The following is a 10,198-nucleotide window of genomic DNA, read 5'->3' on the forward strand; positions in this document are numbered from 1 at the left end:
GACGTCACAGCGATCACTAAGGCAGCCTTTGTACACAATTGACTCCGCTGACAAACTCGTCGAACTTGAAGCGTTGCCGCCGTGCAATGTCGGCGCTCCGCTTCCTGCAATCGTCGGCACTGAGCATTACACGGCGCTTTGCTATCTCGCTGCTCAGCCAATGCCCGAGGACTGGCACGGCCAATACGTCAACGTACTCAACCATGACTCCGGTGAATGCCCCGTGATCATCGTCGAATTCAAAATCTGTGCTGATGTACGCTTCGGCTGGTTCCCCGATGAAAACACGTTCTCCAAACACCCACTCGCCCCACGCGGTCTTCACCCCTACAACGCGTACGAGGTCACAAACTCGTCTTGGGTTCGCAAACTTGCCCAACTGGAATCCGGTAATAGAGATCAGGCCCTTCAATCGAAACGCCACTTTATACTGACGTTCCACGACACTTCGTTTGAATGTGTCGCTGACGATTACACGGTTCATGCTGTGCATGGATCTGTCCAGTCTGCAATGGCCGATGTGGTGACTTCACTCGCGGGTCAGTGACGTCCAACATGGTTTTTACGCTGAGGCCTGCGGCACACCTTCCATGTTTGGCAACGCGGGCTGGCATTGGTACAATTTCTCGTAGTTCATGCATCGCTTGCTTCGTTTAGGGCGGTGTCGTAAAAACCTTCCGTTATGTGCCGCAGGTAATCTCTGATCGTGACCTACATTGCGTACATCATGCTCGCCTTCGGTTGCTTTCTCTCGCTCGTCAACTTCTACCTCAGTTTTCTGCGTTATCCGGTGCACCGGTTGCGCGGACGCACCTCGGACGACTATCAATGGATGTCCGGCTACCCTCTCGTTGGTTCGCTTGTCATATTCATCTGCCTTCCGTTCATCTATCACGTTCCGTGGCTCTTTTGGCTTGGCGTTGTTTGTGCCGCGTTGGACACCGGAGGTCTACACTGGTTTCTCGTTGGCTTTGGCGTCATGGCATTGCGAGGTGACTCGTGATGCGCGGACACTTGCAACCGCACACAAATTGAACATCTCCTCTAGTGCAAGCGGCACATAACATGGTTTTTTCGCTAAGCCGCGGCTTAGTAATTGGAACATCTTTTCGTTTGCCACGCTGTTCGCTTTGGTCACATTCAATGGTTTGCCGCGCCGCGGACACCGCCTCTTTGGCAACGCATGTTCTTTTTGGTAAACTGATTTGTGTTGCGACATTTTTTGACTTCGGAGAGAAGCGGTGTCGCAAAAACCTTCCGTTGTGCGGACGAATCTAATGGGTCCATTCCGTGATGGCTGGCTGCAATCTGACGTTGACGCTGTCATCACACGTGGCGACCCCTCCGAGTTGCTCTACGTCCCGATCGTGATTTCCCTCGATCCGCCGGATTGCCAATGGGCAACCGATATCTGCATTCAACTCGCGTCTCACGCTGACCCGACCGTTCGCGGCAACGCCGTACTCGGTTTTGCGCATCTTTCGCGAACTTGCGGCGTTCTCGATCGTGAAACCATTCAACCCATCATCCAGCGTGCATTGACTGATTCCGACGGCCATGTCCGTGGACACGCTCACAGCGCTGTCGACGACACGTCACACTTCTTGGGCTGGGATTATCCTGAGATTGACGCCAACTCGTAGCGCCCGCCGCACAACATGGTTTTTACGCTGAGGCCTTCGGCACACCTTCCCACTTTGGCAACGTGGGGTGGCCTTGGTACAATCTCTGGCAGTTCAGGCATCGTCCGCTTCGTTTAGGGCGGTGTCGTAAAAGCCTTCCGTTACGCGACCTCAGTCATTGCCAACCGACGACTACAAACGTGATCCAGCGGTCCACGCCAAAATGGATCGCGCCGATGACCTGCTCCCGCGGTCTGTGCGCGGGGCATTCGCTGACAAACGCTACTTGACGCTCCACAATTCTTTCACCAACCTCCAAGACGACGCAATCTACAGCGGGGCTTTGTTCAATCTTGTCCGCCTTGCGGGGCTTTTTGAACGCGACGGCAACACGCTGCCAGCTGAGTTCTGGCAACTGATCGACGATCTCGCTATCGACTGCGATTCTACCGACGACTATCTCGATTGGCGGTCCGGTTTGCACGACGACTAACGTGGCGCGACGGTCGCGTAACATGGTTTTTACGCTAGGCCTTCGGCACACCGCTGTCGTTTGTTCAAGCCTCCCTCTGGTGGTAGAATCGCTGGTTGTTCAAACTTGAATGGCATCGCAACGGCGGTGTCGTAAAAACCTTCCGTTGTGCGACTCAAATCAATGACTTCGGACAATCCGTACAACTCGCCGCAGCACTCTGACCGTGGTGCGTCGCTGTCACTGTTGACTTGGACGATTAGTGCGGTTTTCGGTTCCGCATTCCTTGGTGGCGCAATCGGCTTGGGCCTCGGCGCAGCCTTGGGCTCGTTCGCGCCCGGCTACTACCGTTCCGTGTTCTCCAACGGAGATTCACCCAACTTCGATCCGGTCGCTGTCGGTATCGGCCAGGGGCTCACTCAGGGCGTCGTCTTTGGCGCCGTTGTGGGATTGATCCTCGTCGCAATGTTCTACTGGTTCCGTTCTCGGTCGCAGGCTCACTCGTAGCGCACGTCGCACAACATGGTTTTTACGCTAGGCCTTCGGCACACCGCTGTCGTTTGTTCAAGCCGCCATCTGGTGGTAGAATCACTGGTTGTTCAAACTTGAATGGCATCGCAACGGCGGTGTCGTAAAAACCTTCCGTTGCACGTCACGACTTTCACCAATGGATGCATTAACCAGAGACCAAGCAGCCGTGAAAGTACTCGAACACGCTGCGCCAATGTTCTCTGGCATCGACGACATCGTCATCAACGATCCATACGTGCTTGAGGACGAGACGGCATGGGTGTTTCCCTATAACTCCAAGCGGTTCTTGGATACGGGCGACATTAACTTTGCGCTCATGAGCAACAACCCTGTGCTGGTCTGCAAGCGTACTGGCGAGCTCCATACTTACCCTGGCGCATTGAGCGCGGAGGACATGCTGCAGGCTTTCTCGGCGGGGCAGTGACGTGCAACATGGTTTTTACGCTAGGCCTTCGGCACACCTTCATTGGTTGGTCACGCGGGCTGGCCTTGGTACAATTCTCGTAGTTCAGACATCGCTCGCTTCGTTTAGGGCGGTGTCGTAAAAACCTTCCGTTGTGCGACCTACCGTCATGGTGCTTTCCGCCCAATTCAAGACTCTGGTCCCCGACATGTCGCCAACCGACGTTGAGACGTTGCTCGGCGCGCCTCATGAAATCGACGACACTACGGTTCCAGCTGGAAGCGGGTGGGGACTGCAAGACAGCCTGAAACACAAAATCCGCGCTGGCGAGCCGGTGCTCCAATGGTCGTACTTTGACGACGAACATGACCATGTTGCTTGGTTTGCAAAACCGAATGGCGAATGGCTTCTCACGCTTCGATTGTCGCTCCCGCGCGGACTCGCTTCCGACCGAGATCGAGCGTGACGGTCGCACAACATGGTTTTTACGCTAGGCCTTCGGCACACCCAGGGCAACTCAGTTTTTGAATCTGGATAAGAGTTTTAGTAGATCGGTTGGCTTGGTGGCGAAGGTTCGAAGGGCGGTGGCGATCCCACTGTGTCCCGCGTCGCGAAGAAACGTCAGGCTGGCGTTGCGAAGGCATGCCAGATTTACCGGACCATGCCCAGTGCGGGCACGACACTTGTCCTCGCCCATTGTCACATCACGCACCCAGTGCAATCGATTCTCGATGCCCCAGTGGCCGCGATTCAAATCCAGAAGATGCTTCGCATTGGCTCGATCGGGTCCCAGGCTGGTGATCGCGTGAGAAACTTCCGTTACCCGTTCGTCGCCGGTGATCCGCGTTCGCTCGATGCGAATCGCTTGGGCAAAGCCTGGCCAGTCAAGAAAGCCACCGAGTCGGCTGCTGGACTGAAGATGGCGAATCTCAATTCGCCCATGCCCTTTGTCGACATCGCGAACCTCGTCAAGCTGCTGACGGCGAAGACGTTCGCTGTAGGGGGGAAAGGCCGGGATTGAAGTCCGACTTGACAGTCTTGTTCAACTCCGGCTGGTTGTCTTTGACAGTAATGAGATAGTCGCCGCCAGAATCAATGATCTGCTGACAGAGTTTCCTCTGGCAGAACATGGCGTCACCAGTAATCACCATGCCATCGACAATCAACGACTTAAGCAACAGCATGGCGGTTCGATGCTCGTTTGTTTTGGGATTCATTTTCAATTGAGCCAGCACACCGCCGGAGGCGTGTTCGAGCAAGGAAAGCAGGTGAATGCTCTGTCCATGTGGTTGCAGCGTAGCACACAGCGTTTTGCCGTCGATCGCGACTCCACGGTGCTTCTCTGCTGTCGGTTTTTCACCGAGTCGATGCTGAGCCCACTGAGAGATGGCGTTCTCTAGCGTTTCCGGTGGAAGGTCGATCAGCAACGACCGATAGCAATTGGCCGTCGGAGGCTTGCGGCCAAAACCGATCGCGTGCCAAAAGCTGGGTTCTTGATTGCGAATCCACTGCGCAATGGCGGTGCAACCGGTAGCGCCGGTGAGCAGGCCACAGATAGTCGCCGCCAGCATGGCAGCTAAAGAATGGCGTCGTCCCTTCCGCCCGCGAGGATCTGGAATCGCCGCCAAAATGGCGAGCAATTCCCCGTCTGCGGGATTGGTCACTGAGATATCTCCGTAAGGTTAAATGCACTCCGTTAATGCAACGAACCAATACTACGCTTCAGATAACCTAAAATCAAACACTGAGTTGCCCTGTCGGCACACCGCTGTCGTTTGTTCAAGCTTCCCTCTAGTGGTAGAATCTTTCGTAGTTCAGACATCGTTCGCTTCGCTTAGGGCGGTGTCGTAAAAACCTTCCGTTAGGTGACCCTAGATGAATGTGGTGGTGACCGTTGGTGACGTACTCGACGCTGCGGCGGACGTCCTGATTTCCACTGCCAACCCTTGGCTCAACATGTCGGGCGGCGTAAACGGCGCGATCCGTGAACGCGAGCCCGGCATTCAACCAGAACTCCGCGCTCACCTTGAATCCATCGGCGAAACCGCGATCCCTGCATGCTCGGTCGTCCGTACTTCCGCTGGCGATTTGCCGTTCTCACACATCATCCACGCGGTTGCCATCGACCCGTTCTACGATTCCTCGCACCAGATTGTCGCTGACACGCTAACGGCTGCTTTCAACCTTGCTGTTTCGCTCAACGCTAGAACTATCGCAATGCCAACGCTGGCTACCGGGTACGGCCCAATGACGATTGATGCGTTCGCCCGCGCATTCGCGGACTCGGTTGTTGGACGCTTCCAGATTGAAACCGTTACGATTGTGGTTCGCTCTGACGAGAATGCCGCGACAATCAACTCTGTGCTTGCAGCCGAACCGTAGTGGCCCGGGTCACCTAACATGGTTTTTACGCTAGGGCCTTCGGCACACCTTCGCTCTTTGGCAACGGGCGATGGCTTTGATACAATTCCATTTAGTTTAGGCATCGTCCGCTTCGTTCAGGGCGGTGTCGTAAAAACCTTCCGTTATGTGACCGAGGCGCTCGTTGGATCGTAAACGCGTAATCTACATTGACGTCGATGACACGTTGATCCGCACTGTTGGCACCACGCAGATTCCCATGCCCGCCAGCGCGGACTTCGTGCGCCGGATGCACGCCGATGGTCACACGCTGTACTGCTGGAGCCGTGGCGGCGGCGACTACTCGCGCAATGTTGCTACGTCACTTGGTATCGCGGACTGTTTTGTCGGCTTCCTGCCCAAACCTGACATCTGCCTTGACGATCGTGGTGACGAACTTCTTGACTATTGTGACGTGATCCTGCCCGGAAACGCGTCAAACCACTGACCGCAGCCCATGCTCGACCCATGCTCGCGGTCACATAACATGGTTTTTACGCTAGTCGCGGCTGTCGTTGTTGGAGAATCTTTCGGTGATTGAACGTCAGTCGCTTCGGTCGCGTTCCATCTGGTGCCAGCCCGCGAACGCCTACGATCTTTGGCAAACTGCGTTCTGTTGGTACAATATTTGGTGTGCGACGTTTTCCGCTTCGATCAAAACCGGCGTCGTAAAAACCTTCCGTTATGCGGCTTGAGAACTCGTTGTTGGACGGGTGCCACGTCGGGTGAACGCTTGCTGGTGTTTGGTGAGCGGGGCGGTTGCTGGGATGCTGTGTCGAGGCTTACTCACGTTTGATGCTATTTGGTTTTGGATCGGTTTTGCTGCGATCGTCAAGTCGATGTTGCGCGTCTCGTCGGTTCCGGTTTCGAGCGTGTCGACTTGGCGGTAGTCCACCGGCGTCGCGGTTACGGCCGCTGCAGTATTGGCTTGGCGTTGGAGCGTCGAGTTGGCATTTTGACGTTGCCGCATAACATGGTTTTGCCGCAAGGGCCCTTCGGGCACGCCTACGTTGGTAATTCACGGGCGGCGGCGTATCATTAGCTGCTCGTAATTCAACGTCGCTCGCTTCGGTCAACAAGGCGTCGGCAAAACCTTCCGTTGCACGACCCAGAATGACGGTTCCTCCCAAAGACCAACTCACCGACTACGATGGTCTCGACGAGCAATACGTCGTAAAACATTGGAGCGGCAAGTCGCTTGACGACGCCTACAAGATGTTCGCTGACGGCGGGTCTCTCTACTGCGAAGACATCACATATATGTCGTTGGTCGCGCTAGACTACTATCTTCCTGCTGCGCTGTCCTACCTGCGCAGCACGGATTCCGATGACGACTGGGAGATTGCGTCAGGTGTCATGACGTCTCTTTCTTGCATTTGCAGTCGCCCGGATCTGACACCCACGGTGGTTTACCTAATCCGCGACATCACCAACTATGTCGCCGAAAATCTCGCGAAATTTGACGCCGACGACGACTGGGTACCGACTCGCATCAACGCTGTCCGCAAGCACATACCGGAATCTGGTGCGCCCAGCGCGTAGGGTCGTGCAACATGGTTTTTACGCTAGGCCTTCGGCACACCGCTGTCGTTTGTTCGAGCCTCCCTCTGGTGGTAGAATCTCCCGTTGTTCAAACTTGAATGGCATCGCAACGGCGGTGTCGTAAAAACCTTCCGTTGTACGGCACGAGATCATTTTGCCGCCGAAACTATTCACACTTGATACTCACTTCGCTGGCGTTGGCGTTGTTCCCCAGCACCAAACCATGGGCGACTCGTACGATTACGACGCCTCGGACTCGGTCTACAACCTTTCGTTCGACTCGCTCGTTGATTTCACGCCCAACTTCAACACGGTCATCGTTGATGACTCCGCGATTCTGACCGATTTCGTTAGTTCGGCTCCGATTCGCAATTCCGGCTTTATCGTCAGCGAGCGGGTTCGGGCGTTGCTGGCGGATTTCAACCTTCCTATGCACCGCTTCTATGATCTACCCGTGACTCATCGCGGCTCTTCTGTCTCTGGCTATTCTTGGCTCCACCTTCCGCATCCTGACGTATCCATACCGGCCGACGCTTCCACATTGGATGCCGAATCAACCGTTTCCGCGTCGTGCATCGCCGATTGCGCATTGTTTCGCTTGTACAGACCATCGAGATTTGCATACTGCTACGTTCGTAGTGATCTCCGACAATCACTAGATTCCATTGGGGCAACGGGCGTTCGCTTTGGCACACCTCGATTGTTCCGCTAGTTGCGCGTGGCGTGCCGTACAACATGGTTTTTACGCTAGGCCTTCGGCACACCGCTGTCGTTTGTTCAAGCCTCCCTCTGGTGGTAGAATCGTGCGTAGTTCAGGCTCGCTCGCTTCGTTCAGGGCGGTGTCGTAAAAACCTTCCGTTGGGCGACCTAACCAATGCCGGATTTCGCGTTCACACTGCAGCAGCTAAGCGATCTCCAAGATTCGCTCGTTGCTCAATTACGCGAATCCCCCGACTCATCGGTAGCTCTTAACCGAAAACGCGATGTCGATGCTGCTATCGCGGCGCTGCAGCTTTGCGCGGCCCATGGCATTCACGGCAACGCAACCGTGACCAAACTCCCGATGACACAGACCTCGACGCCGTCATCTGAGTACCGTCTCGTCGAAGATCATGAAACTGATGATCCGCAGACTTGGACCGAGGTGGTTGTTAACGATGAACCGATTCGGCCAACGCCGTGGACGCTTCTCGTTGACCCATAGGTCGCCCAACATGGTTTTTACGCAAGGCCGCGGCTTCGTCATTGGAGCATCGTTTGGTTTGCCATGTCGATCGCTTCGGTGACATCACTTGGTTTGCCACGCCGCGGACACCGCCTCTTTGGCAACGTGGCTTTCTTTTGGTAAACTGATTGGTGTTGCGACGCTTATTGGCTTCGGAGAGAAGCGGTGTCGTAAAAACCTTCCGTTAGGCGACCTAGTCCAACTCCAGTGAAGACGTTCTCAACTTCCCGCTGCCACGAACGCAATCACCCGGAATTCACACTGTTGGTGGAACCCGATGGCATTGCCGACTCTCACATTGTGTCGCTGTTGGCAGACCTTGAATCCATGGTCCATTCCGGAAGCGTATTTCGCGCGGACCAGACCTTTCAGCATGGCTGGATGCAGACTCTCATCCAAGAGCTTAGCGATGGCTCGCTGACGCTTCACGAACCTGACATGCTTTCGATGCCGATTAAATTCGTTCCCGGCGTAACCGAAACGGTTCGCCACATGATGCTACAACTATTCACACTGGACAGTTTCTCGATTGGTCGCGAGCAAATGGATATCCCATCTGTTCGTCAGTCCGGCATCGCATGTTATCGCTACAACCTTGGTGATGGATTCATCATGGACCGTGGGGCTCCATCAGACGACAATGACTCCGGGTGGTTTGTCGGATGTGCCGATCCGGATTGCAACCACAATAACGCAGACAATCTGCAACGAATTTCGCTATTCCAACTTTTCCTTGGTCGGCCTGCGATTCTCGGTTGGGTAACGTTTCCAACTGGCACGCTGATTCAGCAGTACAATCCTGAACTCAATGTTTCCCTCGACGGACGCCCACTTGAGGTTGTCGCGGGCAGTTTTACCGACCAAATGCTGCGTCGACATCAATCCTAATGCCGCCGGTCGCCTAACATGGTTTTTACGCTAGGCCTTCGGCACACCGCTGTCGTTAGTTCGAGCCTCCATCTGCTGGTAGAATCTACCCTTGTTCAAACTTAAATGGCATCGCAACGGCGGTGTCGTAAAAACCTTCCGTTATGCGGCTTGAGAACTCGTTCTTGGACGGGTGCCACGTCGGGTGAACGCGTGCTGGAATTTGGTGAGCGGGGCGGTTGCTGGGATGCTGTGTCGAGGCTTACTCACGTTTGATGCTATTTGGTTTTGGATCGGTTTTGCTGCGATCGTCAAGTCGATGTTGCGCGTCTCGTCGGTTCCGGTTTCGAGCGTGTCGACTTGGCGGTAGTCCACCGGCGTCGCGGTTACGGCCGCTGCAGTATTGGCTTGGCGTTGGAGCGTCGAGTTGGCATTTTGACGTTGCCGCATAACATGGTTTTGCCGCAAGGGCCCTTCGGGCACGCCTACGTTGGTAATTCACGGGCGGCGGCGTATCATTAGCTGCTCGTAATTCAACGTCGCTCGCTTCGGTCAACAAGGCGTCGGCAAAACCTTCCGTTGTGGGACGCTAGCCGATTGAAAAATCCGTACGATCCACCGTCCTCTGATTCGCAACGTGGCGACGACCGCGCTGGTGGTCAACTGTGTTGTTCGGGTTGGGCGGCACTTTTGTTGGCTACGTTTTCCTGACGATTCTCGCGAACATGGAGGACTGGCAGTTCTACACAATACGCAGCACGATCACGGGCGAAACTGCCATGTCGCAGATCGTGCAGCACCCAGCAGATCGCTGGATCGGTTTTTCGTTGTTTCTCATTTTCGTTTTCGGCGGCGCATTCACTGGATTCTGGATGGCAAGGCGGCGGGCACGGACATCCCACCAGCAATGACTCGCGAGTCGTTCGATATGGCTACGTGTTTCGTAGCTCCCCGCGTCCCACAACATGGTTTTTACGCTGAGGCCCTTCGGGCACACCTTGGCTCTTTGGCAACGGGCCATGGCCTTGGTACAATCGTTCGCAGTTCAGACATCGTTCGCTTCGTTCAGGGCGGTGTCGTAAAAACCTTCCGTTGCACGCACGAAGTTATTGATGTGGCGAATCCCAACCGAAACT

17 protein-coding genes are annotated in these 10,198 nt (G+C 55.1%); 12 read left to right on the forward strand and 5 right to left on the reverse strand.

Annotation, left to right across the window (positions count from 1 at the left end; all coding sequences use genetic code 11):
• The 3 genes from CA13_RS14415 to CA13_RS14430 all read left to right on the forward strand — a co-directional run.
• A partial coding sequence (locus tag CA13_RS14415; RefSeq protein ID WP_419194357.1) for a hypothetical protein occupies positions 1–547 on the forward strand: 547 nt, incomplete at its 5' end.
• A 159-nt stretch (positions 548–706) separates the two neighbouring features.
• Positions 707–1,003, forward strand: coding sequence for a hypothetical protein (locus CA13_RS35180; RefSeq protein ID WP_419194358.1), 297 nt, complete (start codon positions 707–709; stop codon positions 1,001–1,003).
• A 238-nt stretch (positions 1,004–1,241) separates the two neighbouring features.
• Complete coding sequence (locus CA13_RS14430; protein ID WP_419194359.1) at positions 1,242–1,643, forward strand: hypothetical protein; 402 nt, start codon at positions 1,242–1,244, stop codon at positions 1,641–1,643.
• 154 nt (positions 1,644–1,797) lie between these two features.
• On the opposite strand, the gene CA13_RS35185 is transcribed toward CA13_RS14430, so the two are convergent.
• Positions 1,798–2,139 carry a hypothetical protein gene (locus CA13_RS35185; protein ID WP_419194360.1) on the reverse strand — a complete coding sequence of 114 codons (342 nt, stop codon included), beginning with the start codon at positions 2,137–2,139 and terminating at the stop codon, positions 1,798–1,800.
• 123 nt (positions 2,140–2,262) lie between these two features.
• Here CA13_RS35185 and CA13_RS14440 point away from each other — a divergent pair, with 123 nt between their 5' ends.
• From CA13_RS14440 to CA13_RS35190, 3 genes are all read left to right on the forward strand, one after another.
• Entirely contained in the window at positions 2,263–2,601 is a 339-nt protein-coding gene (locus CA13_RS14440; RefSeq protein ID WP_146397758.1) for a hypothetical protein, read from the forward strand.
• Between the two features lie 88 nt (positions 2,602–2,689).
• The gene (locus tag CA13_RS14445; protein ID WP_146397760.1) at positions 2,690–3,049 is read left to right on the forward strand and encodes a YrhB domain-containing protein; all 360 of its coding nucleotides are present in this window, start codon (positions 2,690–2,692) and stop codon (positions 3,047–3,049) included.
• A gap of 133 nt (positions 3,050–3,182) precedes the next feature.
• Entirely contained in the window at positions 3,183–3,494 is a 312-nt protein-coding gene (locus CA13_RS35190) for a hypothetical protein (RefSeq protein WP_419194361.1), read from the forward strand.
• Positions 3,495–3,545: 51 nt separating this feature from the next.
• Here the strand turns inward: CA13_RS35190 and CA13_RS14450 are convergent, their stop codons facing one another.
• Positions 3,546–4,064 (reverse strand): ISAs1 family transposase, encoded by a 519-nt coding sequence (locus CA13_RS14450; protein ID WP_146403658.1) that lies wholly within the window; start codon positions 4,062–4,064, stop codon positions 3,546–3,548.
• On the reverse strand, positions 3,997–4,692 hold the full coding sequence (locus CA13_RS14455) for an ISAs1 family transposase (RefSeq protein WP_419194362.1): 696 nt from the start codon (positions 4,690–4,692) through the stop codon (positions 3,997–3,999). The genes CA13_RS14450 and CA13_RS14455 overlap by 68 nt, the downstream gene beginning before the upstream one ends.
• A 211-nt stretch (positions 4,693–4,903) precedes the next feature.
• Between CA13_RS14455 and CA13_RS14460 the strand changes: the two genes are divergently transcribed.
• Together CA13_RS14460 and CA13_RS14465 are read left to right on the forward strand one after the other, a co-directional pair.
• Positions 4,904–5,410, forward strand: coding sequence for a macro domain-containing protein (locus tag CA13_RS14460; RefSeq protein ID WP_146397764.1), 507 nt, complete (start codon positions 4,904–4,906; stop codon positions 5,408–5,410).
• Positions 5,411–5,573: 163 nt separating this feature from the next.
• Positions 5,574–5,876 carry a hydrolase gene (locus CA13_RS14465; RefSeq protein ID WP_146397766.1) on the forward strand — a complete coding sequence of 101 codons (303 nt, stop codon included), beginning with the start codon at positions 5,574–5,576 and terminating at the stop codon, positions 5,874–5,876.
• Positions 5,877–6,110: 234 nt separating this feature from the next.
• Here CA13_RS14465 and CA13_RS35195 read toward each other — a convergent pair whose 3' ends face one another.
• Complete coding sequence (locus tag CA13_RS35195; RefSeq protein WP_146397715.1) at positions 6,111–6,398, reverse strand: hypothetical protein; 288 nt, start codon at positions 6,396–6,398, stop codon at positions 6,111–6,113.
• Positions 6,399–6,541: 143 nt separating this feature from the next.
• Between CA13_RS35195 and CA13_RS14475 the strand changes: the two genes are divergently transcribed.
• The 4 genes from CA13_RS14475 to CA13_RS14490 all read left to right on the forward strand — a co-directional run bounded on the left by CA13_RS14475 (position 6,542) and on the right by CA13_RS14490 (position 9,083).
• Positions 6,542–6,970, forward strand: a complete 429-nt coding sequence (locus tag CA13_RS14475) for a hypothetical protein (protein ID WP_146397770.1) — start codon at positions 6,542–6,544, stop codon at positions 6,968–6,970.
• A 154-nt stretch (positions 6,971–7,124) separates the two neighbouring features.
• The gene (locus CA13_RS14480; protein WP_146397771.1) at positions 7,125–7,682 is read left to right on the forward strand and encodes a hypothetical protein; all 558 of its coding nucleotides are present in this window, start codon (positions 7,125–7,127) and stop codon (positions 7,680–7,682) included.
• A gap of 162 nt (positions 7,683–7,844) precedes the next feature.
• Positions 7,845–8,174 carry a hypothetical protein gene (locus tag CA13_RS14485; RefSeq protein WP_146397773.1) on the forward strand — a complete coding sequence of 110 codons (330 nt, stop codon included), beginning with the start codon at positions 7,845–7,847 and terminating at the stop codon, positions 8,172–8,174.
• Positions 8,175–8,402: 228 nt separating this feature from the next.
• A complete protein-coding gene (locus CA13_RS14490; protein WP_146397775.1) occupies positions 8,403–9,083 on the forward strand; it encodes a hypothetical protein in 681 nt (226 codons plus the stop codon).
• A gap of 141 nt (positions 9,084–9,224) precedes the next feature.
• On the opposite strand, the gene CA13_RS14495 is transcribed toward CA13_RS14490, so the two are convergent.
• On the reverse strand, positions 9,225–9,512 hold the full coding sequence (locus tag CA13_RS14495) for a hypothetical protein (RefSeq protein WP_146397777.1): 288 nt from the start codon (positions 9,510–9,512) through the stop codon (positions 9,225–9,227).
• Positions 9,513–10,198: the final 686 nt, after the last annotated feature.

It is taken from the genome of Novipirellula herctigrandis, from assembly GCA_007859835.1.
Taxonomy (GTDB): domain Bacteria; phylum Planctomycetota; class Planctomycetia; order Pirellulales; family Pirellulaceae; genus Novipirellula_A; species Novipirellula_A herctigrandis.